This is a genomic window from Cupriavidus gilardii (assembly GCF_008801915.1).
Taxonomy (GTDB): Bacteria; Pseudomonadota; Gammaproteobacteria; order Burkholderiales; family Burkholderiaceae; genus Cupriavidus; species Cupriavidus gilardii.
In genome coordinates, this window is record NZ_VZOV01000010.1 from 157370 (window position 1) to 184343 (window position 26974).

At 64.8% G+C, this 26974-nt stretch carries 28 protein-coding genes; 1 reads left to right on the plus strand and 27 read right to left on the minus strand.

What is annotated here, in order from left to right; all coding sequences use genetic code 11:
• Position 1 precedes the first annotated feature (1 nt).
• The 18 genes from F7Q96_RS14315 to F7Q96_RS14410 form a co-directional block, all read right to left on the minus strand.
• Positions 2 to 937, minus strand: coding sequence for a LysR family transcriptional regulator (locus tag F7Q96_RS14315; RefSeq protein WP_022580529.1), 936 nt, complete (start codon positions 935 to 937; stop codon positions 2 to 4).
• 186 nt (positions 938 to 1123) lie between these two features.
• Entirely contained in the window at positions 1124 to 1429 is a 306-nt protein-coding gene (locus tag F7Q96_RS14320) for a hypothetical protein (RefSeq protein WP_003138990.1), read from the minus strand.
• Positions 1430 to 1479: 50 nt separating this feature from the next.
• Positions 1480 to 2148: a hypothetical protein gene (locus F7Q96_RS14325; RefSeq protein WP_003138992.1), complete on the minus strand. Its 669-nt coding sequence runs from the start codon at positions 2146 to 2148 to the stop codon at positions 1480 to 1482.
• Between the two features lie 12 nt (positions 2149 to 2160).
• The gene (locus F7Q96_RS14330; protein ID WP_022580528.1) at positions 2161 to 2853 is read right to left on the minus strand and encodes a HupE/UreJ family protein; all 693 of its coding nucleotides are present in this window, start codon (positions 2851 to 2853) and stop codon (positions 2161 to 2163) included.
• Between the two features lie 47 nt (positions 2854 to 2900).
• Positions 2901 to 6038 (minus strand): efflux RND transporter permease subunit, encoded by a 3138-nt coding sequence (locus F7Q96_RS14335; RefSeq protein ID WP_003138997.1) that lies wholly within the window; start codon positions 6036 to 6038, stop codon positions 2901 to 2903.
• Between the two features lie 10 nt (positions 6039 to 6048).
• The gene (locus F7Q96_RS14340; protein ID WP_003139001.1) at positions 6049 to 7278 is read right to left on the minus strand and encodes an efflux RND transporter periplasmic adaptor subunit; all 1230 of its coding nucleotides are present in this window, start codon (positions 7276 to 7278) and stop codon (positions 6049 to 6051) included.
• A complete protein-coding gene (locus F7Q96_RS14345) occupies positions 7275 to 8522 on the minus strand; it encodes a TolC family protein (protein ID WP_003139003.1) in 1248 nt (415 codons plus the stop codon). Before F7Q96_RS14345 ends, F7Q96_RS14340 begins: the two co-directional genes overlap by 4 nt.
• Positions 8523 to 8662: 140 nt before the next feature.
• Complete coding sequence (locus F7Q96_RS14350) at positions 8663 to 9658, minus strand: M56 family metallopeptidase (RefSeq protein ID WP_016254216.1); 996 nt, start codon at positions 9656 to 9658, stop codon at positions 8663 to 8665.
• A complete protein-coding gene (locus tag F7Q96_RS14355) occupies positions 9658 to 10056 on the minus strand; it encodes a BlaI/MecI/CopY family transcriptional regulator (RefSeq protein ID WP_025297936.1) in 399 nt (132 codons plus the stop codon). The genes F7Q96_RS14350 and F7Q96_RS14355 overlap by 1 nt, the downstream gene beginning before the upstream one ends.
• A 110-nt stretch (positions 10057 to 10166) precedes the next feature.
• On the minus strand, positions 10167 to 12152 hold the full coding sequence (locus F7Q96_RS14360; protein WP_016254215.1) for a relaxase/mobilization nuclease domain-containing protein: 1986 nt from the start codon (positions 12150 to 12152) through the stop codon (positions 10167 to 10169).
• Positions 12153 to 12600: 448 nt separating this feature from the next.
• Positions 12601 to 13176: a S26 family signal peptidase gene (locus F7Q96_RS14370; RefSeq protein ID WP_003139016.1), complete on the minus strand. Its 576-nt coding sequence runs from the start codon at positions 13174 to 13176 to the stop codon at positions 12601 to 12603.
• Positions 13173 to 13730, minus strand: a complete 558-nt coding sequence (locus tag F7Q96_RS14375) for a DUF2840 domain-containing protein (protein ID WP_016254214.1) — start codon at positions 13728 to 13730, stop codon at positions 13173 to 13175. Before F7Q96_RS14375 ends, F7Q96_RS14370 begins: the two co-directional genes overlap by 4 nt.
• Positions 13727 to 14011: a hypothetical protein gene (locus tag F7Q96_RS14380; RefSeq protein ID WP_016254213.1), complete on the minus strand. Its 285-nt coding sequence runs from the start codon at positions 14009 to 14011 to the stop codon at positions 13727 to 13729. The genes F7Q96_RS14375 and F7Q96_RS14380 overlap by 4 nt, the downstream gene beginning before the upstream one ends.
• Entirely contained in the window at positions 14008 to 14646 is a 639-nt protein-coding gene (gene parA / locus F7Q96_RS14385) for a ParA family partition ATPase (RefSeq protein WP_003139018.1), read from the minus strand. The genes F7Q96_RS14380 and parA overlap by 4 nt, the downstream gene beginning before the upstream one ends.
• Positions 14647 to 14899: 253 nt before the next feature.
• Positions 14900 to 15757, minus strand: coding sequence for a replication initiator protein A (locus F7Q96_RS14395; protein ID WP_016254212.1), 858 nt, complete (start codon positions 15755 to 15757; stop codon positions 14900 to 14902).
• A gap of 26 nt (positions 15758 to 15783) precedes the next feature.
• Positions 15784 to 16065: a helix-turn-helix transcriptional regulator gene (locus tag F7Q96_RS14400; protein WP_003107109.1), complete on the minus strand. Its 282-nt coding sequence runs from the start codon at positions 16063 to 16065 to the stop codon at positions 15784 to 15786.
• 111 nt (positions 16066 to 16176) lie between these two features.
• Positions 16177 to 16947 carry a DUF2285 domain-containing protein gene (locus F7Q96_RS14405; RefSeq protein WP_003139022.1) on the minus strand — a complete coding sequence of 257 codons (771 nt, stop codon included), beginning with the start codon at positions 16945 to 16947 and terminating at the stop codon, positions 16177 to 16179.
• Between the two features lie 343 nt (positions 16948 to 17290).
• On the minus strand, positions 17291 to 17641 hold the full coding sequence (locus F7Q96_RS14410; RefSeq protein WP_016254211.1) for a DUF2958 domain-containing protein: 351 nt from the start codon (positions 17639 to 17641) through the stop codon (positions 17291 to 17293).
• A 242-nt stretch (positions 17642 to 17883) separates the two neighbouring features.
• Between F7Q96_RS14410 and F7Q96_RS14415 the strand changes: the two genes are divergently transcribed.
• Positions 17884 to 18180 (plus strand): helix-turn-helix domain-containing protein, encoded by a 297-nt coding sequence (locus F7Q96_RS14415; protein WP_016254210.1) that lies wholly within the window; start codon positions 17884 to 17886, stop codon positions 18178 to 18180.
• Positions 18181 to 18573: 393 nt separating this feature from the next.
• Here F7Q96_RS14415 and F7Q96_RS14420 read toward each other — a convergent pair whose 3' ends face one another.
• The 9 genes from F7Q96_RS14420 to F7Q96_RS14470 form a co-directional block, all read right to left on the minus strand.
• Complete coding sequence (locus tag F7Q96_RS14420; RefSeq protein ID WP_016254209.1) at positions 18574 to 18888, minus strand: DUF736 domain-containing protein; 315 nt, start codon at positions 18886 to 18888, stop codon at positions 18574 to 18576.
• Positions 18889 to 19668: 780 nt separating this feature from the next.
• Positions 19669 to 19878 (minus strand): hypothetical protein, encoded by a 210-nt coding sequence (locus tag F7Q96_RS14435; protein WP_016254208.1) that lies wholly within the window; start codon positions 19876 to 19878, stop codon positions 19669 to 19671.
• A 63-nt stretch (positions 19879 to 19941) separates the two neighbouring features.
• A complete protein-coding gene (locus F7Q96_RS14440) occupies positions 19942 to 21996 on the minus strand; it encodes a ParB/RepB/Spo0J family partition protein (RefSeq protein ID WP_003139031.1) in 2055 nt (684 codons plus the stop codon).
• An 81-nt stretch (positions 21997 to 22077) separates the two neighbouring features.
• Complete coding sequence (locus F7Q96_RS14445) at positions 22078 to 22902, minus strand: DUF932 domain-containing protein (protein ID WP_003139033.1); 825 nt, start codon at positions 22900 to 22902, stop codon at positions 22078 to 22080.
• 719 nt (positions 22903 to 23621) lie between these two features.
• Positions 23622 to 23900 (minus strand): hypothetical protein, encoded by a 279-nt coding sequence (locus tag F7Q96_RS14450; protein WP_003139034.1) that lies wholly within the window; start codon positions 23898 to 23900, stop codon positions 23622 to 23624.
• A gap of 65 nt (positions 23901 to 23965) precedes the next feature.
• Positions 23966 to 24316: a DUF2958 domain-containing protein gene (locus F7Q96_RS14455; RefSeq protein WP_016254207.1), complete on the minus strand. Its 351-nt coding sequence runs from the start codon at positions 24314 to 24316 to the stop codon at positions 23966 to 23968.
• Between the two features lie 313 nt (positions 24317 to 24629).
• Positions 24630 to 25940: an MFS transporter gene (locus tag F7Q96_RS14460; protein WP_003139161.1), complete on the minus strand. Its 1311-nt coding sequence runs from the start codon at positions 25938 to 25940 to the stop codon at positions 24630 to 24632.
• Between the two features lie 9 nt (positions 25941 to 25949).
• Entirely contained in the window at positions 25950 to 26207 is a 258-nt protein-coding gene (locus F7Q96_RS14465) for a metal-sensing transcriptional repressor (RefSeq protein ID WP_025297819.1), read from the minus strand.
• 135 nt (positions 26208 to 26342) lie between these two features.
• Positions 26343 to 26735, minus strand: a complete 393-nt coding sequence (locus F7Q96_RS14470) for a hypothetical protein (RefSeq protein ID WP_003139163.1) — start codon at positions 26733 to 26735, stop codon at positions 26343 to 26345.
• Between the last annotated feature and the right edge of the window lie 239 nt (positions 26736 to 26974).

The following is a 26974-nucleotide window of genomic DNA, read 5'->3' on the forward strand; positions in this document are numbered from 1 at the left end:
ATCATTCCTCCGAAGCATCGGGATTTCGACCTCGTATCGGCCTTGGGGGTTCCAGAGATTCGATGGTCTGTACGCGCTCAATGAATCTTGCCAGTTCGTCGGATAGATCACCGTCAAGATGAAGCAAGTACGTCGTCAACGGTGGCACGCGCTGCGCCAGCGGACGGGCCACGACACCTGGCTCACGGCTGGCGGCAATGTGTGCGGCGCCGGCCAGCCCGAGCGCGAAACCAGCCGATACCAGCGCCATCATCAGGTCGCAAGAAGCAACACGTTCTGCAATCAAAGGCTCCATCTCAGTATGGCGAAGCACTCGTTCGACATGCTTGGCGTGGCCTTCGCACACTTGCGGATCGCACAAGACCAATGGGTAGCGCAGCAGCTCATCCAAGGGGATGCGTTTGTGGGCCAGCAGCGGATGCCGGCCAGGAACCGCGACCATCAGCGTATCGCTCCAGGCAGGTACGGTGACGATGCCATCACCAACCTCGTTGGACTGGGCGAATCCCACGTCGTACAGATCGCTATGAAGCCCTTTGATCTGCTGTGACAGGGGCACCTCGAAGAATCGGATTTCTACCTCAGGTTCTTCCTGGCGACAAAGTACGAGCAAGGCAGATAGACGCGATGGCGTGATGCCATCGGACAACGCCACGCGCAACTGCCCGTGAAAGCCGTTGGCCGCAGCCTTGACGCTCTCGCGAGCCTGTTCCACAGCAGCGAGTACGCGACGAACGTGCTCCAAGAACAACTTGCCAGCGCGGGTTAGCCTGGTGCTGCGGGTGGTGCGGGCAAACAGCACAACACCCAGTTCTTCTTCCAGTTCCTTGATGGCTCGGGACAAGGGCGATTGCTCAATGTGCAGCTTCTCTGCGGCACGGGCGAAGCGAAGCTCCTCAGCTACGGCGAGAAAATACTTCAGGTGTCTCAACTCCATAGAATATTCATTCCCTCCGAGCCGACATAGCACTTGCTTCTCGGTTAATGCTAGAGCCATGATTCGTCACCCAGGCCAGTGCTGAGTATTGGCAGCTCCGAGCAGCCGAGCGAGGGCCAAAGCGGAGTTGCCAACTCAATCAGGCGATGGCCGTGACCTTGTGAGTCACGGCCACAATCTGAAAAATCAGCTCTTGCCGTCGGACGATTGACGGGGTGCCGGAGCCGGCGTTGTAGCCGGCTTCTTCTGCGCCGGGGCAGCCGTCTGCTCTTGCGCCTTCTTGCGGGCATCGCAACGCGCCTTCAGCGACCGGGTGGAATCATCCTTCAAGTCGATTTCGTAGTGTTCCGGGTCGTTGAGTTGTTGGCAGGTGGCGGGCTTGGCCTTGGCTTCATCTTCCTTGCTGTGTAGTGCCGGGTCATGAGCGAAGGCGGTGCCGGTCAGCAGTGCGGTGGCGGCAAAAGCAATCATGAGAGACGAACGCAGTTTCATCGGGAGACTCCTGTGGTTGGGTTGGGTGGAACGCTTGGAATGGGTGGAAATCAGGGTTGATGCAAATCGGGCTGGAAGCCGGTCACGGCCACTTCGACCGTGACCGGTTCATCGTTCTCGTTCTTCCAGTACCAGCCGTGGCTTCCCTCGAACGGGGCCACGAAAGTGCCGCGAGCCTCGTTTTGCGCCGGCTCGATGGAATAGCTCGTCCACTCGCCCTTCGCGTTCGGACGTTCGCCGTGCATGTCGAGCAGGACAGCGTTCGAGGCCTTCCACTGGAAGACCACGCCCTCACCTTGCTTGAGGTGCATCTTCACCTCCGCACCCTTGCCCGGCTCCAGCGTCAGGCTGAGGGTGTCGCTGCGCACGGCATTGGCGCTGGGCGACATGGCACGCACGTCCAGCGATTGCCCCAGCGAACGTTTGCCGAAGGCCGCAATGGCCTTGGCTTCCAGTTCGGCTTCAGTTGCCGGCAGCGTTGCCGCTGTCTTGTCAGAAGTGGGCGCGGCCAATGCCGGTGCTTGCGCGGCTTTGGTTTCGGCCTTGGCACCCAGCACGTCCAACCCCAGCCGGGTGCCGATGCCGGTCGGGTCGATGCCGTATTCGGCGGGAAGCACGACCGTCACCAGCAGGACGGATGCCACGGCGATGGCCAGCCCGGTGGCCTTGAGCAGGCGGGCGGTGCTGGGAAGCGATTGCGGAGCAGGAATGTAGGACATGGATAACCTCGATCAGGAAACGAAATAGCCGGTGAGTTGGTAGCCGATCAGCACAAAGCCGGCGGTCATCAGGACGGTGTTGGCTGCGAAGGCCTGGCGCGGGAAAGCGGCAGTGCGCCGCCAGAAACCCATCACGATCAGGATGCCGGCCAGGGCCAGCAACTGGCCCAACTCCACGCCGACGTTGAACGCGAGCATGTTGGGCACCAGACCATCACGCGACAGCGCGAAATCCTGCAACTTGGTCGCCAGACCGAAACCGTGGAAGAAACCGAAGATCAGCACGGCGGCCTTGGTGTTGGGTTGGAAGCCGAACCAACGCTTGAACGCACCGAGGTTGTCCAGCGCCTTGTAAACCACCGACAGGCCGATGATGGCATCGACGAGATAGGCGTTGACGTGGAACCCGCCCAGCACGCCCAGCAACAAGGTGACGCTGTGGCCGACCGCGAACAGGGTGACGTAGGTGCCGACGTCGCGCATCCGGTACAGGAAGAACACCACGCCCAGCAGGAACAGCAGATGGTCGTAGCCAGTGACCATGTGCTTGGCCCCGAGGTAGGTGAACACCAGCAAATTACGGCCGGTGTTCTGCTCAAGAAACGCCTGATCATCGCCGGTGACACCGTGGGCAAACGCCCACAGTGGCAACAGGGACAGCACCAGCACCATCAGCCATTGGCTTCGGTCGGGGAAACGGAACATGCGTGACAACAAGGGAACCTCCAAGGGAAATGGGAATGGGCACCGGCTCACGTTGGCACCCTCTCGGTGTTTTTGTGGCGATAGACCAGCCGGTACAGCGCAGGTAGAACCAGCAGCGTCAGCAGCGTCGAGGAAACGATGCCGCCGATGACGACAGTGGCGAGTGGTCTTTGCACTTCCGCGCCTGTTCCGACATTGATGGCCATCGGTACGAAACCAAGGCTTGCAACCAGCGCGGTCATCAGCACTGGGCGCAGTCGCGTCATCGCGCCATTCACGATGGCGTCCTGAATCGGTGCGCCGTCGTGATGCAGCTTGCGAATGAAGCTCACCATCACCAGTCCGTTGAGCACAGCCACGCCGGACAGCGCAATGAAGCCGACACCTGCTGAAATCGAGAGCGGAATATCGCGTAGCCACAATGCGGCTACACCACCCGTTAGCGCCAGCGGAACGCCGCTAAAGACGACCATTGCATCCCGGCCCGAGCCGAAGGCCATGAACAGCAGGCCGAAAATCAGAACCAGCACGGCCGGCACGACGACGGACAGGCGTTGGCTGGCCGAGATAAGTTGCTCGAACGTGCCGCCGTAGCTGACCCAATAACCTTCGGGCAGTGTGATTTCACGGCTCACCCGCTCACGTAGTTCTTCCACGAACGAACCTAGATCGCGCCCGCGCACGTTGCTGGTGATAACGATCCGGCGTTTGCCGTTCTCGCGGCTGATCTGATTGGGGCCGGGCGCTACTTCGATGGACGCAAGCTGGCCGAGTGGCACATAGGCTGCTTGGCCTAGCCCGGCAACCGTTCCGGCTTGAATCGGAATGGGCAGTGTCGCCAGTGCCTTCGGGTCTTGGCGTTGCGCTTCGGGTAGCCGAACCACAATGTCGAATCGGCGATCTCCCTCAAACACCTGGCCAGCGACGGCACCGCCTAGCGCGATCGCCACCGTCTGCTGTATGTCGTCGATCGCCAGGCCGTACCGAGCCAGTGCATCCACATTCGGCGTGATCGTCATCAGCGGCAGGCCCGTAATCTGCTCAAGCGCCACATCGGCAGACCCGTCGATACTCTCGGCCACGGCTTCGATCTTCGAGCCGATTTCTGCCAGTTGCTCCATGTCGTCGCCGTACACCTTGATTGCCACCTCGGCACGAACACCTGCAATCAACTCATTCATGCGCATCTGCACGGGTTGAGTGAACTCGTAGTTGTTGCCGGGAATGGCGCTCACCGCCTTCTCCAGTTCGGCGAGCAGTACGGCCCTCGGCTTGCGTGGATCGGGCCATTCGCTGCGATCCTTCAGCATGATGAAGGTGTCAGCGACCGAAGGCGGCATGGGGTCGGTCGCAACCTCTGCGGTGCCGATCTTGGCGACGACTTCCTCCACCTCGGGAAACTCCTTGATCCGGGCTTCCAGTTGGCGTTGCATGCCAATCGCCTGCGTCAGACTCGTTCCGGGGATACGCATCGCGTGCAGGGCGATGTCGCCTTCATCCAGGTTCGGGATGAACTCGGTTCCCAAGCGTGCTGCAAGCAGGCCGGACAGCACCACCAGCACTGCCGCTGCCGCGACGATGGCGACTCTCAACTTAATCGCCTGCTTGAGAAGCGGTGCATAGAAGCGGCTGATGCCGCGCATCACCTTGGTTTCCTTCTCGGAAACCTTGCCGGTGACAAACAGGGCGACCGCAGCGGGCACGAAGGTCAGCGACAACACCATCGCGCCGGTCAAGGCGATGACGACGGTCAGGGCCATCGGATGGAACATCTTTCCTTCCACGCCCGACAACGCGAAGATCGGAAGGTAAACAGCCGTGATGATGAACAGCCCGAACAAGGCGGGCTTGATGACTTCCGCACTGGCACTCGAAACCAGCGAGAAACGCTCATCGCGGGTCAGCAGGCGACCGAGCTGGTGCTGTCGCTCGCTGAACCTGCGCAAGCAGTTCTCCACGATGATGACCGCGCCATCGACGATCAGGCCGAAGTCCAGCGCGCCCAGGCTCATCAGATTGGCCGAGATACGGTTTTGCACCATGCCGGTAATCGTCAGCAGCATGGCAAGCGGAATCACGGTAGCAGTTATCAGAGCTGCCCGCATGTTGCCCAGCAGCAGGAAAAGCACTGCGATCACCAGCAATGCGCCTTCCAGAAGATTCTTCTGCACGGTGGCGATGGTGCGATCAACGAGCTGCGTGCGGTCGTAAACCGCATGCGCGCGGACTCCCTCGGGAAGTGTCGCGTCGATTTCAGCGAGCTTTTCCACCGTGCGTTGCGCAACCGCTCGGCTGTTCTCGCCAATCAGCATGAAGGCCGTACCCAACACGACCTCCTTGCCGTCTTTCGTTGCAGCGCCGGTTCGCAATTCGCTGCCTTCCAGCACTTCCGCCACATCGCCCATTCGGAGCGGAAGGCCATCGCGCGTTGCCACGACAATCTTCCGCAGCCGCTCTATGTCGCCCACTTGGCCGGGAATGCGGATCAGATACTGTTCGCCATGACGCTCGATGTACCCGGCACCGACGTTCGCGTTGTTGCGCGCGACGGAGTTCAGCACGTCGTTCATCGTCAACCCGTAGGCCAGCAACTTGACCGGATCGGGCGTGATGTGGAATTGGCGCACGTAGCCGCCGATGGTGTTGACCTCGGTGACGCCTTTCAGGTTGCGAAGCTGCGGACGCACTGACCAGTCCTGCAACGTGCGCAGCGCCGTTGGCGTCCATACTTCCTCGTAGCCCTTCTCGGGTTCCAAGGTGTACATGAATATCTCGCCGAGGCCGGTTGCCACCGGCCCGAGGGAAGGATTCAAGCCCGTCGGAAGCTGCGAGGATGCCTGCTGCAAGCGTTCGGCGACCTGCTGGCGAGCAAAGTAGATGTCAGTGCCGTCCTCAAAGACCGCCGTGACCTGCGACAGACCGTAGCGGGAAATCGAACGTGTGTAGTCCAGCCGAGCAAGGCCAGCCAATGCCGTCTCAACCGGGAAGGTGACGCGCTGCTCTGCCTCCATTGGCGAGTAGCCCGGTGCCTCGGTATTGATCTGCACTTGGACATTGGTGATGTCCGGGATCGCGTCGATCGGCAAGCGGCTGTAGTTCCAGATCCCCAGCCCGGACAGGGCGAGCACCAGTAGAAGCACCAGCCAGCGATGCGCGATGGACGCGCGAATGATACGTTCGAGCATATCCGCGTCCTCAGTGATCGTGGCTGGCGCCAGACTTTTCGATGTCTTGGCGTATCAGGAAACTTTGCTCGGCCACGTAGTTCGTGCCGGGCTTGAGTCCGCCGGTCACTTCAACGTATTCGCCATCCCGCTCCCCAAGCTCAAGCATTCGCACTTCGTAGGTTTCGCCGACCTGTGCGAATACCACGGTGAAGTCGCGGAATCGCTGCAATCCCGACTCCTTCACCGCAAGCGATACGTTGCGCGTGCCTACTGTGACCTCGGCGGCCACGGTCATACCGGGACGCCAGCGCCCCTCCGGGTTCGGGATGCTGACGCGGGCAATGACGCTCTGGCCGCTGCCGGCCACCGGCAACAGCCGTTGAATCTTTCCACTGGCTTCGGTCTTTCCGGTCGCTGACCGGATTCGCACGGCTTGGCCTGGCTGTAGAACTTCGGCGTCTGTGCCGATGGCACGCAGGTCGATCCATACATTGGACGGGTCGGCCAGCTCGAACAGCGCACCAGCTTCGGCCACGTCGCCCACATTCGTATTGCGCGCGAGCACGACGCCATCGAACGGCGCCGTGATCGGGTAGGTACGCATACTGTCATTGCCCTCGACGACGGCCAGCGTCTGGCCGCGGCGGACGCGCTCGCCTTGCTGCACGTTCACAGAGCGCACGATGCCGGGGAAGCGCGCACGAACCGCTGCGTGCCTGTCGGCATCCAGAACAACAGTTCCCATTAGTCGCACAACGTCTCGGATGACTGCCGGCCCCGCCGATTCGGTCTTGATGCCGGCATCCTTGGCGATACTGGCAGGAATGCTGACGCGCCCCTCGTAGGACTCGTAAGACCATGTGGACTTCTTTCCGGCATGCTCGGCGGATACGGCCACGTCGAACGAATGCGGCTCGGTCACTTCGCCACTGCCGACTAGATAGTTGTTCTCCGGCGTGAACGTGAATTGGTTGACCTCGCCATCCAGGCGGGAGAGCTTGATGGTCGCAACAACATCGGCGGGGGCGACAGGCTTGCCGTCGCGGTAGGCAAATAGCCTGTAGTGCGGGGGCGCATTGGTTTCGTAGATGGTGACTTCGAGGGCGAAGTCTCCATCACGGAGTAGTCGGCCATTGTTTGGCCCACGCTCATAGCTTCCGCTGGCTTGGGCGCTGGCCTCCTCTTTGGGCTTGTCGCCACCAGGGCTGCACGCAGCGGCGAACACGCAAAGGAGCAGCAGGGAAAGAATGCGAATCATGGTGCGTTTTCCTCAACGGTGGCGGTGAGGCGTTCCACCTCGACCAGCAGAAGGTGATAGCGAGCGGCGGCTTCGACAGCACGCGAGCGAAGATCGAAAAGCGTTCGCTGTGCTTGGGCCAGCGACAAATAGGAGAAGCGGCCTTGCTCAAAGCCACGACGAGTCGTTGCCAAGGCACTTTCGGCCATAGGCAGCATCCGTTCGCGCAACGACCCCAGTTCGTGACGTGCGTGCGTGAGTTCCTGATACTTGTCGAACAGTGCCTGGTGGCGCTCGAAGCGTTCGGCATCGCGCCGTGCCTCCAGCGCAGCCAGTTCGGCGTTGGCCTGGGACACCGCGTATCCAGAGCGTGTCGGCCCACCAAGCGGGATCGAGATTGACGCCACCACGGCGTGATCCCTGGTGGCCTCAAAACGACGTACACCCAAGCTAACGTCCAGATTGGGTTTGGCCTCGGCCTCCGCGAGCCGGCGACGGGCGCCGATGGTGTCGGCTCGCAAGCGCGACGCCCATAGCTCGGGGGTCATGGGCAAACGAGCGGCCAACGTCTCGAATGGCGCTACGGTCGGCAAGGTTTGCAGGTCGCCGACGACTTCACCGAAGTCCGGCGTCAACGCGCCCCAACTCGCTGCCAAGGTCATCTTGGCGCTTGCCAATTCGTGTTCTGCACTCTCGCGGTTAAGCTGCGCCTCTGCGACTGCAATATTGGCGGCCTGCAAATCAGAATCGGGATTGCGAGCGGCTTTCACCCAGGCTGCAACCTCCTGTCGGGTGCGTTCTGCCTGCTCAACGCGCTCCTCGGCATAGGCCAATCGCTGTTGCCTAGCGAGCACTTCAATGAATCGAGCCGCGGTCGTGCTGGCCAAGTCGATCCGCGCTTTGGTGGCCTGATGCTCTTGTTCCCTCAGTTCGGCTTGCCCTAATGTTTGACGAGCCTCGCGCTTGCCGCCGAGTTCGATAACTCGGCCGATGCGCAATGTCGTTTCAGCCGAACGAATACCCCGCAGATTGCCGTTCCCGGCGACGTTTTCCATCTCACCGCCAATCGTGTAAGGCGGTGGCAGGGCTTCGCGCTGGGTGCGGGCACGAACAGCCTGGAGCTGCGCCGTTTCGGCTGTGATGGAGGGATGGGCAGCGAGCGCGCGGGAGACTGCCTCCTCCAGCCGCAGGGGTTCGGCGGCTAGGGCTGCGGATGTGCCGCAGGCCCCGACGAACACCAAGGCCACTAAGCGGATCAATTTCATGAAAACCCTCACGACGACAACAGATGGCGATCAAACGATTCCGCGCAGCGACCTCCCACGCACGCTGGAGCGGAATCACGATAAAACCGATCAGCAATCGGTTTTTTAAGCAAAAAAACACGGCACGCGCGCATATGAACTTACCTCGTCATCACGGTGATGAGAGATTCAGCCACAAAGTGCAGCCAGCCGGTAGATAGGCTGCAAAACGCCAGAACAAAGATGCCGAGCATTGGCCCCAAATACGAGATCGACGTGTGCCTGGATGACAGCAATGCTTCAACGCGCTCAGGGACAAAATCGGAAAAGAACGCCATCGTCAACGGCACCTGTTCCCTCGCGTGTTGCCGAAATATCTTCTCCACCGTAACGATGGTTTCGGCCACGGTGACAGGGCATCCCACTTCTTTAGCGGCAGCAAAATCACAACGCTGCTCCAAGGCGAGTTCCAGATCGCGCAATAACCGACGACGGACGCCGGGCAACTGGATGCTGGACAGTACGGCAGCGGTCAAGCGATTCAGAACATCACGATTGGCGATGTGAGCCTGTTCGTGCGCGAGCACCACGCGCAACTGCATTGGATTGAGTCGTCGCATCAACGACGTTGAAAGCAGAATGTGACCACGCCCGACGCCGCAGGCCAACGCCATAGGCTGTTCAACATCGAGCACGCGCAGTTTGTCGGGATGCCCTGGACGACCACTCAGCCGCACCAGCGAGGCAAGGGTTCGACGAGCGCGCCAAAGACCTGCTGCGGCCCGCGCCGCCAGCCAAGCTGCATATCCTGCCAGCAACGCCAATGCACCCCATAGCCAAGCACTTTGCCCGTTACTGCTCGGGTGCCAAACGCACAGATGCAGAAGCGTGTCGGCATGCGCAGAACAGGCAGCGGCAAATCGGGCCGAGTCGTCAAACATCGACGGCATTGCAATGGTCATCACCGCGTAGGTGATACCCGCCAATGCAGGCGTTACCAGCATCCACCAAGATACCCGCGCCCGCTGAGAGGGGGCCTTGCCTGACAGCGCACGGCGCAATGGGCGCTCGCAGGCACCGATCAGCAGAGTAAGCGTCACCGCCAGCACGAAGCCGGACAGCAATGCAAACTGAAGTAGTGGGCCATAGCTCGTCATCACGGCTGATCCAATTCAGCCCGACGACGTGCGATCAATTCCTCCAACCTCTTGAGCTGGTCGTCATCCGCCCTTGCAGCAAGATCGACAAATGCGCTCAGCAACGCATCGGGCTGCGGGCCTGCAACACGACGCACCGTGGATTCCACCAGTTTCTGGATCAATTCTCGGCGGGAAACTCGCGCTGAGTATTCGTAGGCGTGGCTGATCTTTTCGCGTTGGAGCATGGCCTTGCGAAATAGACGTTCCAGCGTAGATTGCACGGTGTTCAAAGAAATCGAGCGCGACTGTCCAATGCGGGAATAAACCGCCTTGGTGTCGGACGGGCCGAAGCGCCAGATGTCTTCAAGCACGGCGATTTCCAGATCGCCAAGTGTTGGTACGCTGTGGTTGGTCAAGGTTGTCAGCTCCGAGCTTTGACTCGAACTAATGAGTATCGTCCAGAAAAAACCGACCGTCAATCGGTTTATTGTGCCATGCCGGCACTCCGCCTCGCTCTTGCGGGCAATCAAGCGACAGTAGGCCCGCGTTGCCGCCCAATCTCCCAGGACACCCCGCCACCGCGCACGGTTGCCGCAAGCTGCTGCCCCAGCCGCTGCTCGATCACCGGCTTCCACGGCACCAGCGAGAAGCCCATGCCGTCATCGAGCATCGCGTAGCGCCCGCTGGCGAGCATGACGGAGCGCCGGTAGATGCCGGACACGCGCTGCCCGTCGGCCACCGGGCGATGCTCCAGGCCGGTATCGGCGGCAATGTCTTTGGCGGCCTGTGCCAGTTCCCGGTTGCGCAGCGTGCCCAGCAGGTTGCGCGCCAGGATCACACGCTGCCCGCGCCGCTCGGCCAGCCCCTGTTCGGCCAGGAAGTCGGCGCGCTGCTGCATCGCCTGCCTGGCCTCGCTACCGAAACCCAGGTCGCCCAGGCCCGAGCCGCCACCGATCAACTGCTGATCTAGCCAGGTGGCCCCGATTACGCGGGCCTGCCGCTCGATGGGCAGGTGAGATTTCAGCTCCACGGCCACACCGCCCATGCGCTGCGCGTCGTAGCGGCGGCCCTGCTCGGGCAGATCGCCCGGCACCTTCCATAGCCCCTCGGCCACGCGCTCCACGATGCCCGCCCGGCGTAGGGCTTCCAGCCTGCGGATATGGGCCGCCACAACCTCCTGCGGGTCGCGTCCGGGGACGACCTGGCCCTGCGCGATGGCGAGGTGATGGTCGGTGCGGTACAGGCCATCGCTCGCCAGCGCGGCGATGTTCCTGTCGGCCGCGCGCACGTCGGCCGATCCCTTCACCTCCACCACGGCCCCGGTCGGATAGTTCGCCAGCTCGTCGCGGGCGTTGAGCGCGACGTAGTGGGCCTTGCCGTCCACGCCGTCGATGACCAGATAGCCCCGGTCGCGCAGCTCGTCGGCCAGTCCCTTCGCGGCCACGCGCCCGAGGATGGTTCGGCCATCGTCTCCAGGCTCGAACACCGCCAGCTCGCGCGGCTCGCCGCGCATGGCCCGCTGCATCGTGCGGATGATGTCGCCGCGCTCGCCCAGGGCGCGCAAGGTCTTTTCCGCATCGGCATGGACGGCCCAGGTGCCGGGCTGCGTCTCGTCGGCCAGGCCCAGGCGCTGCAAGCGTTGCAGGCGGCCGATCAGCAGCAGGCGTTGGCGCTGCAAGCGGGGTTCGTTGAGCCGTTCGACATGCACCAGGCCATGGTCGCCGGCCTCGCGCTTCAAGGTGCGATCCAGGCTCGTCCACCGTTCCTGTTCCACCTCGCGCTGCAAAGTCTGCTGGATCTCCAGTTCGGTGCGCGGCCCCAGCCATTCGGTCGCCAGCTCGGCGGCGCGGTGGCGGAAACCATCGGCGATGTAGTCGCCCGCGATGATGAGGTCTTTGCCGGTGTCGTCGCGCCCGCGCACGACGATGTGCATGTGCGGGTTGTCGGTGTTCCAGTGGTTCACGGCCACCCAATCGAGGCCTGTGCCCAGGTCGGCTTCCATGCGGCCCATGAGGTGCCGCGTATAGGTGCGCAGGTCTTCCAGTTCCGCGCCATCCTCGGGCGAGAGGATGAAGCGGAAATGGTGCCGGTCGTCGGCGCAGCGTTCCTTGAAGGCGTCGAGGTCGGCGGCGTCGGTCTGCGGCCCGTAGGCTTGGCCCGGCTCGCCGTCGCGCCCCACGCCATCACGTTCGATATAGCGAAGGTGCTTGGCGAGCGATTGCGGGCTGGCCTGGCGCTGGTTGACCAGCAGCGTCTTGATGGTCACGCGCCGCGACATGGGTGTCAGCTTCGCGCCCGCGAAGCGCGCCGCCGTATGGCCGCGGCCCAGGCGCGAGCCGGGACGCTGGCCGGTGCCACGCGCTGCGCCAGAACGGCGCACCGTGGACTTGCCGCCGCTGGCCTTGCCCGTCTGCTTGAGCACCTTGGAAACGAAGCTCTGTCCCTGGCCCTTGCCCCGGTTCTTCGGGGCGCTGGGGCGCACGCGGAAATCGTCGTCGCGGCGGTCGCTCATGGCTGCGCTCCCTGCAAGCTCTGGCGTGTCCTGTCGTGCGAAGCACGCGGACATGCCTGCATTGGCGCGGGCCTCGCGCCCCACGCGGCACGGCGGCAAAGCCGCGCCGTGCCGCGCCAACCCCACGTGCAGACTGGCTTTCGACGCGGCCCGGTGCCGCGTCCTTTTGTCTTGCCTTCCGCCTTTGCCCCTCGCTGGCGCTCCGGGCAGCGGCGGCCCGGCGGCGCTGCTGCGCGAGCAGCCAGCGCGCCGGCGAACGCGGCGACGGCCATAGGCCGGCAGCGTTCGAGGCAAGACGCCTGCACATGGGAAGGCAGCGCGAAGTGCGGCACCCGATACGTAGGATCGGCGCTCGCACTGCACGCGCGACGACATGCCGAAAGCCACTGGATCGGCACGCCCAATGGCACGACAAGATGCACGACAACGTGCAGCGAGTCGGCGGCCATCATGGGCGGGCCTCCAGCCGGATCGGGTGCGCGACGCCGATCACGGCGGATGCGGCAACCGGGCCGAAATACCGGCTGTCGAACGACGACGGGTTGGTCACGCTCAACAGGAAAAGCTCGCCGGGTTCAAGGCGGCGGCACTGCTGCCAGGATGGCAGCGGGCGGCCCCAACGGTCGGCGGGCAGCGCGGCGGCCGAAGGCACGCCGTCGATGCGGACGATGCCGCTGGCAACGCACACCTCCTGCGGCGCGACCGCGCCCACGCGCTTGAGCAGCGGCACGCGCGCCGGCAGGTAGCCGCGCTGCGCGGCCAGCGCGGCGGCGTCTGGCGGCAGCGTGGTCAGCACGATGGAGCCGACGCGCGGCGCATCGGGTGGCGCGATGCGATACCAGCCCACCGGAACGCTGTCGGACGGGTTGTAGATCAGGCGCGGCATCGGATGCACGAAGGACGCCCAGGCCAGCGCAGCAAGGCCGCAGGCGGCGAAGCCCGCGAGCACGATGCGAGCGCGCTGGCGCGAGCGAGGACGCGGCGCCTTTCCAGTGGTGTTGGCGCCAGTGGAAACGGCGGTCATGGCAGCACCCTCCCGGCCAACCAGGCGGCGTGCCGCTCGGCGGTGTACTCGGGCAGCGGCAGGCGCGCAGCGAGCCGGTTGGCGAGCGTGCGCCAGTACGCGGGCGAGACGGCGACAGGCGCGATGCCCAGCGCCTCGATGGCGTCGATGCGTTCCAGCACGGCGCGCACTTGCCCGTCGCCCTCGGCGTGCAGTAGCAGGCGCGCGCCAGGCTGCACGCCGGGGATGCGCTGCGCCGCGTCCAGCGGTGTGCAGGCTTGCATCACCATGAGCTGCCAGCGCACGGTGCCGTAGTCGTTGGCCTGCCAGCGCACGCGGCAGAACACAGCGCCCGGCAGGAACATGGCGCAGCGTCGCCAGCGGTCGAGCTGGTGCGTGCGCGCGGGTTCGCCAAAGCGCAGGTAGAGCTTGAAACGGGCCTCGATGTAGGCCAGCGCCACGCGCGTCAGCGGCGCGCTGGCGGGCTGGCCGGAAGGTGCGATGAATGATGGCTGTGGCGCAGCCGTGGCCGCGCCAGCGGCAGGCGCGGCAGCAGGTGCAGTGGATGCAGTCATGGTGTGTTCTCCCTGCGGTTCTCGGGAAACTCCCGCTCCAGCAGGCCGCGCAGCAGGTCGGCCACGGTCACGCCTTGCGTGAAGGCCGATACCTTGATGCGCGCCCGCAGTGCGGGCGTGATGTCGAGCGTGAGGCGAGCCGTGTAGAGGTCGCCCTTGCCCAGCGCATCGGCATCGCCCTGGCGAATCCACGCCTCGGCGTGCGGATTCGCAGGAGGACGCGCACCGATGCCGACGCGTTTTGCCGTGCGTTTGCCGCTCTGTGGTGGCTTCGCTGTCATGTCGTCCACCGCAGCAGTTCGTCCACCAGGGCGGTGATTTCGCGCGCGGCGGCGCTGACCGGTGCCGTCTCGCGTGCAAGCCGGCCAGCGGCCACGCTGTCGGCGAACACGATGCGCTGATGCACTTCCGCGCGCAGCGCAGGAAGCGGCTGGTCGGCCAGCGCCTGGCGCGCTTCGCGCCCGATCACGGTGGTACTGATGCGCCGGTTGATGACGAAGGCCGCGCGCAGCGCAGGCCGGAACACCTGCGCCTCGCGGATCAGCGCCACCATCTCGGCGCTGGCCCATAAGTCGTAGGGACTGGGCTGCACCGGGATCAGCACGCGCTCGGCCGCCAGCAGCGCGGAGCGCGCCAAGGCGGCGATGCGCGGCGGGCCGTCGATGACGACGTGATCGGCCCGCCTGGCAAGCTCTGGCGCTTCCTGATGCAGCGTTTCGCGTGCGAGGCCCACGGCACTGAACAGCCGTGGCAAGCCTTGCTGGCTTCTACGCTGCGTCCAGTCCAGCGATGAACCCTGCGGGTCGGCGTCCAGCAGCACGACGTGCTGGCCACGCATTGCCAGTTCGCCGGCGATGTGGGTGGCGAGCGTGGTCTTGCCGACGCCCCCTTTCTGGTTGAGCAGAGCAACGATCATGACGCGGCCCTCCCTGCTGGAAAGCCCGGCTGTTGCTGCTGCGTTTGTGGCCGCGTGGCGGTTATCCACCGCAGCGGCGTTTCCCTACTAAAAGTTAGAGAAATTAAGTTAGGGAAGTTAGAGGGCGCGCAAACCCAGTGCTGGCGCGGGTTTTCGGCCGATTGGCACGCCTGATAGCACGATAGTCCCACGCCTGATAGCACGATACCCCGCACGCCTGATAGCACGACTCCATTCACAGGCTTTCCCCGAGTTATCCCCGTGCCGTATGCGGCACGGGCCGGAAGGTCAGCAGTTCCATGCCGTTGTCCGGCATCCGTTCGATGCCCAGGACATAGCCGGGCAGCGACTGCCGCGCGACGAGCGCGCGCAGGTCGCAGGCGAAGTCGTAGGGCTTGGCGGTGCTGCCGGATTTCTGGTGCAGGTAGCGGAAGTCGAACTGCCAGCCGTATGCCTGCTTGCCGCCGTGCTTGCGCACCAGGCGGTACAGCCACCGCTCGATGCCGCCGGTCAGCCGGAAATACGCCGGGTCGATGGTCAGCACCAGGGCGGCATCCAGCACGCCCGTATAGAACCAGTCCGGCAAGATCAGCTCGATGCCCAGCGGTGTGCCGCTGGCATCGGCCAGTTCCTTCCATTCGTTGATCCACGAGAAGCGGTGCAAACGCCGCCCGGTTGTCTCGCGGATGGACGTGGCCACCGTGGTCGATTGCAGGCGATCCAAGGCCGCTTTGAGGCGCTGGTAGTCGCGCAGCGACTTGCCGCGCCCGATGAAGCGCAGGATCTCGTAGGGCGTCGCACGGATCAGCCGCGAAGGCCGCAGGCCCGCATCCTTCGCCTCCACGATCTGTGAGGCCGCCCAAATCAGCACGTCGGCATCCCAAATCGTGGCGATGCCATGCTCCTGCGTGCCTTCCACGCGGATCGTGACGTTGCCCGCCCGGAAGTCGATGGGCTTGACCCGCTTGGACTTGGCGAGCGAGAAGAACGGATAGGCCATCAAGTCCTGGCTGTCGCGCGGTGCCATGTCGCCCGGCAAGGCGCGGAACAGGTCGAGCTGTTCGCGTTCTTGCGGGGGCCGCTGCCGAAATGGCAGCGCGGAGATGGACATGGCTGTGGCCTGGCGCGCGCCAGCGATCAGCGCGCACGGCTGTCCGCCGAGTGGTGCTCGGCGTACTCGGGATCGGAAGTCGTCTCGAAGCTGCGGTCGGCCGCCCAGGCGTCGAGGTCGGCCACGGCGTACATGACGCGCCGGCCGAACTTGCGAAAGCGTGGCCCGCCGCCGATCACGCGCTGCTTCTCCAGCGTGCGCGGCGACAGGCGCAGGTACTCGGCGGCTTCGTCGTTGGTGAGGTAACGCTGCGGCTGCGCGGCAGCGGTCGAGACAGTGGCGGCAGGCCGCAAGGGAGCTGGTCGCATGGGATGAACCTCCATCAAGCCCGGCCACACCACGCGGCCGGATGGAGGCACTTTCAAGAAAGCGAGGCTTCTTGCTAAGGGACGAATTGCAGGGGCTGCGAAACGTCCCCCCTACTGCAACGGCAGTGGCGGAAGCTGTGCAAGGCGGCGATAGCCGCCGCACATCAGCGCATCGCCACGGCGCACCAGCCGGCGCACGCGGGCGCGCAAGGCACCGTCCTTGTGCCAGTTGGCCGCGACGGCCTCCACGCCGAACAGCCCTTCGGCCACTTCGCGCAAGGACGCGCCCGCCAGGGTCGCGTCGAGCGCCTGCAAGGTGTGCAGCTCCAGCAGTGCGGCAGGCGTGGGCCGCGAACGGGCCGCCGCCGCAGGCGCGGCAACCGTGGCGGCAGCCAGGGCGTCGAGTTCAGCCGCGAGCGTGCGATAGCGCGCGCAGGGCGTGGCGCAGGCACGAGTGGCGTAGAGGTAGGCCACGCCGTCTTCCAGGCCCTGCGCGAGCGCGAGCCGCAGGCAGCAGCCGGGCCAATGCGACACCAGCACCAGGCGCTTGCCGTCGTGGATCAGTTGCTTGCGGCCGGGAACGCGCCAGAACTCGAAGGCATGGGCTTCGGGTGGCGGGTCGGCGTCGGGATAGAGCTGCACCACGGCATCGTGGTCAGGGAACCAGGCCGGATGCGCGTCGCGCGCATCCAAGGCTGGGTCTTCCAGCAGGCGCAGGCTCCAAGCCTGCGCCGCGTCCGGCCAGCGGCGACGGCGCAGCCAGTCGCGGCGGTAATCGGGATTCCTGCGCAGGTATTCCCAAGCCAGCGCGGGGCCGTTGAGGTGCAGGACGTAGAGATAGGCGGCTGTCGGATACCAGTGGTCGGCGCTGCGATCAGTCATGGCGAAAGCTCCCTGTGCTTGGGATGCGTCGCCACGATTTCCGCGATGCGGGAGCTATCGAAACGCCATCAGGTCATCATCAAAAACGGTTAAGCTGTAACTGTCGGTGTCAAGACCGTTTGGCTCCGGCGTGTTGGGGAAATCGTCTGAATGCGACGGCTGCGCCACCCGGAAATGGTGCGCGGCACCGGATACCGTGCCGCAGCCCGCGCCAAAGATCAGGACTGTTTGCGTCAGACTGGCATCGCTTCAGTGCATCAATGCCGATTCAGACCTACCCGGTCTTGACCAGGACTGAAATAGTCACAGTGCGCCCCGGCTGGCCGTGCCGCGCTGGCGTTCATCAGTCCGTGATCGCGTCATTCTCCTGCGCCAGCCGGACGTACTCCGACAGCGGGCGCACCGCCTGGAAATACCGATCCCGCCGCACCGGCAACTTGCGCGGCCCGACGATGCCGGCCAGGTCGGACAGCCTGACCGTCCCCAGCGAGGGCATGCCGATGCCGAGGTCGATCAGGCCATAGGCCGTATCGCCATCGGCGGGGTCGAGCGACACCAGCAGCCAGGTCACATGCGCGTCGGGGGTAAACAGGCGCACCACCGGCAGCGGGTCGAGGCGCTGGCCAGCGGCGAGCGCCTCGCCGTGGGCCAGCAGCCGAGCGCGTTCATCAGCGGTGACAAGCTGCAGGGTCATGGGCAGAACTCCCACGGAACCGTGCATGCGTGTGGAAACACGGATGCACAAGCCATCGCATCCGTAGAAGAACGAAAGCGCAGAAGCGCAATTGCAGGAAGCCGGAAAGACACGGATGCGATTCCCCGGTTCTGTGGAAATCCGTAAATGCGGATTTCCGTAAAAGCACGGAACAGCGATTTTTGGGCACTGAGTTAAAGATAACGTGGTTTTAATTGTCCTGCGATTTGACGCTTCTGTCCATGCAGAAGCGATCCGTCCAACCTGGCCGCCCGGCCGGTGCCACCACCTTCGATGCCGAACTGGCGCAAGCCTTCGGCGCGGCGGTGCGCGCGCTACGGACGGAACGAGGGATCGCGCAGGAATCGCTGGCACACCTGGCCGGCATCGAGCGTTCGCACATGGGCAAGGTCGAGCGCGGCGAACACATGCCCACGCTGGCACTTATCTTCAAGATCGCCGGCGCGCTCGAATGCAGCACGGCGGTATTGATGAGCGAGGCTGAAAGCCAGCTCGCAGCAGCAGCGGCCCAGCCGTAGGCGCAGGCCGGGCAAGGCGGGCCGATCCGGTGCAGCCGGTTCGGCGGTGTTCAAGGGGCGCCAAGCGCAGCGCGGCGGGGATAGCCCGCAGGGCTTTCCCCTGGAGGCAAGCAAAGCGCGCAGCGCCGCCAGGCGCGAAGGCGTGAGGGATTGAAGCCGAATGGACATGACGCCATTGGCGGCATGGGGCGCAGCCCGAAAGCCCGGCGGCGCACCGCGCCGACACGCCATGCTGTTCCTGCTGCCACGGGCTTCGTGCCATCCAACCATCACCAATGCGATGCCAGCCCTGAACATGCCGGGCATGAGGCAACCGCCGAAACCCTGTGCAGGCGATGCTGCGATCAGCAGCACAGCGCCCCGCCGCAATGGGCGGGGCGCTGTGGGCGGCCGTCAGGCCGCCTTGGGCTTGCTGCGCGACCAGATCAGGTCGTGCGTGCCGTTCTCGCCTTCGATCAGGCGGGCATAGACCGTTGCCGGGAACGAAGGGTCGTCGATGGCCACCGACAGGTAATCCCGCCCGGCCTCGCTGGTTTTCTTCCACGCCGCGCCGAAGTCGTGGCCGGCCGCCTGAAGGCGGAAGTCCGGGGCGCTTTCGTTCTCGCCCTTGTCGTTGGGAACCAGCTTGGCCTTGACGTTGAGGGTCAGGGTGCGGAGCTGGCCGGTGAAGCCGTCTTTGTCTGCGGTGAAGGTGCCGATGTTAGCCATGATGATTTCTCCTTTCGGGTTGAACAAGGTCGCGCCAGTGCGTCCTTGTTGTGATCCGTCCGGCGGGGGATGGGCTGGCCGCACCGCGCAGCGGTCGCAACAACGTGGAGAACCTGGAAGCGAAAAGAATTTGCTGCGCGAGGAAGCCGCGCAGCGGCGGGGAAATTGTTTTCGCTGGAAGGTTGCGGCCATGAAGCCCAAGGCGCAGCCGTGCCACCGCCAGGATTCACAACAACACAAGGACGTACTGGCCGCCCGCTCCCGAATGGAGACATGGCCGACTCGGCATCTCCGCGCGACGGCTTCACCGGCCTGCGCCCTGACACGGGCAAGGACAACACCCGGAGACAAGGCCGCAAGCGCCCCTGACGTAGCAGGCGGCCTCTTGCGTGAGGCGTGGCGTGGAAGCTCCATTGCAGGGTCGGGCGGTGTGTCGGTGAGCCGCCCTTCGTGACGTACAGGCGACGAACCGCCAGCGTCGAGGACGGCACGCTTTCGTGCAACCTGCCGCAGCAAGCCGGGGCGTAGCCCCACAAGTCCCGCCCATTGCGGCGGGGCGCGTTCGGCATGTCGTCGGCGCTGTGCGCCGACGCACTGATGGCTTCGCGGGTTTCCCGCGCACAAGGGCGCTTGTGCGCCGCCCCTTCGCCACCTGCCCGAAGGCGGCGAAGGGGCGTTCTGGCTTTGGGCTTTGAAACCGGGCGCGGCCACCGCCGCGCCCGGATTTTGCGTCTCCCCCGCGCCCAAGTCGGAACGGCATGGGCGTGGGGCTGATCGTGGTTATTCCTTCGTTTCGACAATCCACCACACGGCACGCGGCAAGGCGTGGCCCGTGATGGGGTGAATGTCGGTGAGGTCGGCGCGGGCTGACCAGCCCGACGGCGGACGGTAGCCGCGCACGTCGCCATCGCCATGCCAGCGGCGGGCGCGTACTGTGCCGGGGGCGTAGATTGCCGCCATGCGTGGGCGGCGGGTGGTGGTGCGGGTCATGGGGGTGTTCTCCTTCCAGCGAAGCGCCCCGGTCGAGGCAGGGGCGCTTGCTGTCGGTGCGGGTCAAGCGGCCAGCGCCACGGCGGGTTCATCCGCCATTGCCTCGGCTTCCTCCGGGGCGTCGTCCTGCGCCTGCGGTTCTGCCTGCGTGGTTTCCTGCGCGCCTTCTGCCTTGAAGATGGCGGGCATCCATCCGCTGCCGTTCGCCAGCCGCTCGGCCTCGCTGGCAATGTCGGCCTTCTTCAACTTCGCCAGCCGGGAAACCTGCTCGGGTGCGTACTCGCCCACGGCTTGCAGGACTGCCGCCTTGGGAACGTGCTTGAAGTAGCCTTCTGCGGTCGGCTGCCACCATGCGGCCATGTCGAGGCCCACGGCCTGCGCCAGTTCCTCGCCGGGGTGGTGCGGCGTGGCGCGAGGCGTCACCACGTCCACCGTGGAAGCCACGCACACGGCCAGCAGATTGACCAGTTCGTCTTGCGGCTTCGTCAGCAGCGCGGCGAACAGTTCGGCGCTGTCCTGCGGCAAGCCTTCACCGGCCACCTGTTGCAGTTCGCGCAGCGCCACGGCGGCGGGCGATTCCGGCCAGTCCGGGGCCATTCCTTCCAGCCGGTCTTGCAGCGTCACGCGCACGCCCAGCGGTTGGTCGTTGCCGTAGTAGCTGTCCTGCAAGACCTTCTGCACCATGCCATGCACCAGTGCGGCCAGCGCCACTTGCGGATGCCGTGCCACTTCGATTTGCAGCGCCGCCGTGCGGTGTGCGCTCAACCGCTGCGCCAGCCGGTCGGACAGGCTCGCGGCCTTGGGCGCGTCGTCGGCGTCGTGGCCTTCGTCGTTGTCGGCTTCGCCTTCGGCGTTGCCGAAACCGCGCCGCAGCTTTTCCAGCGTGCGCAGCGCCTTGGCCTCGGCCTCGCGCAGCAGGCCGCGATGGATGACGGCCTCGCCGTTGCGGTCGATGGTGACGATGGCACCGGCCACCTCGCGCACCTCGGGCGCATAGCCTTGTAAGGCGTCCTCCGCGTCTTGCAGTTCCCCGATCACCTGATCGCGCCGCTGTTCCAGCTTCTCGGCCTTGGCCTCGTCCTCGGCGTCGCAGGCTTCTTCCAGTTCTGCGTCGATCTTTTCAAGGCGGTTTTCCAGCGAGGCGATGCGGCGGGCCTCGCGGGCGGTCGGCTCGCGGCGGTGGCGCGGTGCGTTCTGGAACGCCTGCCGTTCCTCGTAGGCCAGATGCGGCACGGCCTCCACCCATGCCCAACCCTCGGCGCGCACGTCCTCGGCCAGCGTTGCCAGCTTCTCGCGCACCAGAGTTTCCAGCACCCCGGCGTCGGTGAGGTAGGTTCCGGCATCGCCTTCGGCGAACAGGTCGCGGCGGATGCCACCGCCTGCCTGCCGGTAGGTGTCCAGCCCGACGAAGCGCACCAGCGCGTGCGTGGCGTCGATTTCCCGCTCGGTCAGGCGTGCGCGCAGCGCGGACGGGCTGCGCTGCCATTCCGGCGCACCATAGAACGCGGCTTCCTGTGCGGCGTGGTCGTCGGTGATGGTCAGGGCCATCAACTGTTCCAGCGTGACGGCTCCGGCGCGGTAGTCGGCCATCAGGCGCGGCGCGATGTGGGCCAGCTTCAAGCGGCGCTGCACCACCAGCGGGGACACGCCGAAGTCGGCGGCAATGTCCTCGACGGGCCGGCCTTCCTTGACCAGCGCGGCGAACGCCTCGAACTGGTCGGCGGGGTGCATCTGCTCGCGCATCAGGTTTTCGGCGAGGCTGACGGTGCGGGCACTGCCATCGGCCACAAGCAGGCAAGGTACCTCGTAGTCGGCGGGGATGCGGCGCTTCTTCGCCAGCAGCTTCAAGGCGGTCAAGCGGCGATCACCGGCCACCACCTCGTAATGCTCGCCATCGGCGGATGCGATCACGATCAGGTTTTGCAGCAGGCCGATGCGGGCGATGCTCGCGGCCAGTTCGGGGATGGACAGGCGCGGCATCTTGCGGGCGTTGCGCTTGGAGCGGCGCGGCAGCAACTGCGAAAGGGCAACCAAGATCAGGTTCTTGGAAGGGTCGGCCATTTCCAGCGGTGCGGCGTTTTCGATGGCGCGGGCTTCGGTTTGGGTTACGGCGTTCATGGTGACAACTCCTAAACGATTCAGGGATGCAGCAGCGAGGGATGCGGCAAGGGCTGCTGCCTGCCCCTGCCGCGTGGGGATTCAGGCTTTGAGCTGGCGCAGGCCATCGGCCAGCAGCCACAGGGCGCGATTCAGGCGCACGCTCTGGTCGATGCCCTGCACGGGCCGGGTGGTCTGGCGGCGGCCATTGGCGGCGCGGGCGGACAGGCCACCTTTGATGAGGTTTTCTTGCGTGCGGTTGAACACGCTCCACAGGTCGCGGCGGTCGTCGTCGCCACGGCGCGGCATCAGGATTTGCGATTCCGTGATGGGTGCGGGCTTGTCCTCGTCGTACTTCAAGGCCAGCGCGGCGCGGGCGAACACTTCCGATTCCCCGGCGTCGAGGGTGATGGCGCGCATGGCATCGCGCGATTCCTGCGCCCGGTCGAAACCGTGCAGGACTTCGTAAGCGCCTTCGATGACGTGCCCGGCTACGTCGCCCTTGTGGGGTACGCGCACGTCGGCCACGGTGTCACCGCACACAAGGCCATTGCTGCACACGAAGCGGAACATTCCGGCCAGCATCTGGTAACTGCTGGTGCCGTCATGGGAGTTCAGCAGGATGATTTCGTTGGCCTCGCGCCCGTTGATCTGGCTGGCGTGGCGCAGGCGGATCATGTGCTTGGTGTAGTCGCGGCGGTCGTCGTGGCGCACGCGGGTCTGGCACACCATGAAAGGCTCGAAGCCTTCCCCGCGCAGTTCCTGCAACACGGTCGCGGTGGGGATGTAGGCGTACCGCTCGGAGCGGCTTTCGTGCGGGGCGTCCGCGAAGATGGACGGGGCCACCCTGCGGATTTGGTCATCGGTCAGCGGGTAATCGCTGCGCAGTGCCGGGGAACGGGAAGCGAAACGGGATGCGAGTTGCATGATCTTTCTCCTGACAAAAAGAGGTTTGCTGTTCACACCGCACACCGGATTCCTAGATTCGGAAGCCCAGCCTTTCGGCTGTTCGGTGCGGTCGGCACGAGGAACCCGGTTGGCCCTGTTGCCACCGTCTTTCCTGAGTTCATCGCCCGCGACGGTCAGGAGCGCGCGAACGGATGCCGTCAAGGAGGCAAGCGCAGGGTTGGTGCGGCCCGCAGGCGCAGCCGAGGACACGGCCCTGCGCGCCTTGACGGCACACGGGCGCGGGCTACAGTCGCGGTGAAGGTGATGAAGTCAGGGGAGACGGCTGGACAAGGCAACGGCCTTCCCCCTTGCGCTGACCGCACGGCAAGCGAAGCGCGCAGGCCCGGATCTGGAAGCCGGGCCGGAGGCGTCAGCCGAGCGGAGCGAGGGAACGATGGAAGCCCGAATGGGGCGAGACGCCGCAGGCGGCTCGATGCGCTACGCGCACGACAGCGCGACCGGCCATCTCCCAGGTGGCCGGGGACGCCCAGCCTTCAAGGTTCGATGAGCACCAGACGCAACACGCCCCCCGCATCGGAAAGCGGGTTCTGCTGTGGCCGCGGATTTCTGGCCGAGCCGGCGCAGCCGGTTCGGCGGCTTTTAGGGGGGCCAAGCATCGCGCGGCGGGGATAGCCCGTACAGAGCTTTCCCCTAGAGGCAAGCGAAGCGCGCAGCGCCCCGGAAGGGGCGCGAAGGCATCAGGCCGAGTCGTCAGGACGCAGGCTGGATTCCGCAACCGGCACCCACGGCGAAGTCGAGTTCAGCAGATAGCGCGCTCCACGCGCGTAGTGACCGCAAAGGCCACTCGGCCGGTAGAACCCGGTGACGCAGCGACGGAACTGCACGCCGTATTCGTTGGTGTAGATCACCGCATCGCCGATCTTGAAGCGCAGCGGCTGGCCGTTCTCCGGCGCGAATGGCTTGAGCGCATCGTGTTGCGCGGTGATTTCGATGATGTAGTCGTGATGGCTGCTCATGGCATTGATCTCCTGTGATGGTCGAGAAAGCGCAAGGAGCGCCTTGCGGCGCTCCAAGGGCAAAGTCAGACGACGATTCGCCCGGCCAGCCGCGCATCACGCGCATAGCCACTTAGACGTTTCTCTGCCCGGAAAGACAGGTCGCGCTCGATCGGCAGGCCCAGCCCGCCGCGCAAGCTCGCCAGCTCGTTCAAGCTGACCCAGCCGATTTCCGGCTCGCCCAGGCCCAGGTCGCAAAGACCGAAAGCGTGGTCGTGGTCATCGGGATCAATCTCGGTCAGCAGCCAGGTCGCGCCGCCGTCTGGCGTGAACAGCTTGACCACCGGGGCCGGATCGAAGTCCGGGTTCTCCAGCGATGCGCGGCCGTTGGCCAGCAGCACGATGCGCTGCTCGGCAGTGATGAGTACGTTGTTCATGGTGAACTCCTGAAAGGTTGCCGGGCGGAATTGCCCGACCCTTCCGGGGCACGGCGCAGCGCAAGCAGTCAGGGGTCGCAGACGGCCGCCAGGACGCAAGCGCCATCGGCGCGCAGCCCTTGACGGCGAGAACGCCGTGGCACGATGAAGGGAACAGCAAGACCGCCTCCCTCCCACCTCCACACACCCGGCCTTGGGCAAGTGCGCAGCACGCGCAGGCCCGCGAGGGCCGGAGTTGCGCCACCGGGCGCAGCAAAAAGGGGGCCGAAGCCCCCTTGGTCAAGTTAGATCGCGTTTGGCGAAGGACACAACGCTACATGCGTGGCCAACCTTGATGTAGGTCGTCCACGATCAGAAGGTGGTGGTGTCGGCCCTGGCCTGAATGTTCGCGCATATGCGGATGATCCGGCGGTAGATCCGGGTGGTCATGGGCGATATCCGATGGATCGCCGGCAGGCCAAAGCATTAGCGCAAGCACTACACCGGCAAGGCCAATCAATGACATAACGATGAAGGTTGATTGCAGTCCAAAGGCAGCACCGAAGCGTCCCGCCAGCGGGTAGCAGATCAGCCAGCAGGCATGTGACAGCGCAAACTGTGCAGCGAATAGCGCAGGCCGATCCTCGGCATGGGCGGAACGGCGCAGCAGCCGACCAGAAGGCGTTTGTGCCACGCTGTAGCCGAAACCAATCACCAGCCAAAGTGGAAGCAACAGAACATAAGACGGAATCAGCGCCCCGATGGCCGTACCGATAACCAGCACCGCCGCTCCCGTGACCATGACAGGTCGATCCGCTAATTTGTTGAGCAGCCCAGGCAGTGCAAATGCAGCGATCATCGAGCCGCCCCCAAACGCCGCCAAAGCCCAAGCTACTTCTGCTTCGCCAAGGCCGAAGCGTGCCTTCACGATGACCACCGTATTCACTATCACCATCGCGCCTGCTGCTGACACGGCAAGGCTAACTGCCAGAAGTCCCCGCAGCCGCGGCGTTGCAAGGTAGAGGCGAACGCCCCGCGTGGTGCGCTCCCAGATGCCGCGACGTGGGCCGGGTGTCGAGGCGGGCAACACCACGCTGACCACCAGCGCGGCCGAGACAAGGAAGCCAAGCACTGTCCCGGCAAACAGGTTGTGGAAGCTGATGATGGTCAGCAGCGCAGCCGCCAGCATCGGGGAAACCAGGCTTTCAAGGTCGTAGGCCAGCCGCGAGAGCGACAGCGCCTTCGTGTACTCCTCCTCGTCAGGCAGGATGTCCGGGATGGTCGCCTGAAAGGTCGGCGTGAATCCGGCAGAAGCCGCCTGCAACACGAAGATCAGGAGATAGATTTGCCAGACCTCGGTGACGAAGGGCAGGCAGAGAGCCACGGCGGCTCGAATCAGGTCAAGTGCGACCAGCAGCGACCTACGCGGCAAGCGGTCGGCGAACGCCTGAGCGATCGGGGCGATGCCGACATAAGCAAGCATCTTGATAGCCAGCGCCGTACCAAGCACCGCTCCGGCGTCCGCGCCCGCCAGTTCGTAGGCGAGTAGGCCCAGCGCCACAGTCATCAGGCCGGTGCCCACTAGCGCGATCACTTGCGCAGCGAACAGGTGGCGATAGGTGCGGTTCTTAAGGACAGCGAGCATAAGTCGGCCTCATAGGAGTTTTGCGAGTGCCTTCATTTCGCCCATGACGGAAGCGGCGTCATGGTCAAGGCAATGTTCGATGTGGTCGTGGATCAGAGCACGCTTTGCTGCCGTTACCGCGCTTTCAACCGCTGAAAGCTGGCGGGCAATATCGAGGCAAGGTTCCTCCGCCTCGATCATGCCGATAACGTGTCGAAGGTGGCCTTCGGCACGCTTGAGCCGCTTCACAAGGGCAGGATGACTGGTGTGTTTGTGTGATTCCGTCATACGGAAATTGTATCCCCCTAGGGGGGATACGTCTAACGGCAATAATGCTTTGCCACAAATGGAGTGACGTGCCAGCGCAGCAGAAGAAAGTGCGCCATCCCGCAGGGACGACGCACCGAAGGCAGCGCGGCGCGATCAGCTCGTCGCCGTTGCCGTCATCGACTGCAACTGGTCGATCACGCCAAGCTCAACGAACACGCAAGCCTGCTTCTCCGCGATCGGCACGTTGAACACCTGCGCGAACACCGAGCGCCGCAGATGGGCCAGCCGGCCCGTGCGATACGCCTGCTCGGGCTTCATGCACCCGCCGCCCTGAGCGCCGCTGCGCTGCGGATCGCATTCGACCAGCGCGACAAAGCCGTCATCGGACAGCTTCTGATGCTCGGGACACAGGCCCCAGCCGGTCGCCGTGTGGCGCTCCATGCTCGCGCGCAGGCGCTTGTCCAGCAGGATCGCGCCGGTATCGAACGCCGTGCCGCAGACCAGGCAAACGTGCTGTTCGAGGGAAACGTGTGATTTGTCGTTCATGACGATTCTCCGGTTGCAAGGGCGGAATTGCCCGGAACCGTCGAAGTCACGGCGCAGCGCAGCAGTCAGGGGTCAAGGACGGCCGCCGGACGCAAGCGCCATCGGCGCGCAGCCCTTGACGGCGAGAACGCCGTGGCACGATGAAGGGAACAGCAAGACCGCCTCCCTCCCACCTCCACACACCCGGCCTTGGGCAAGTGCGCAGCACGCGCAGGCCCGCGAGGGCCGGAGTTGCGCCA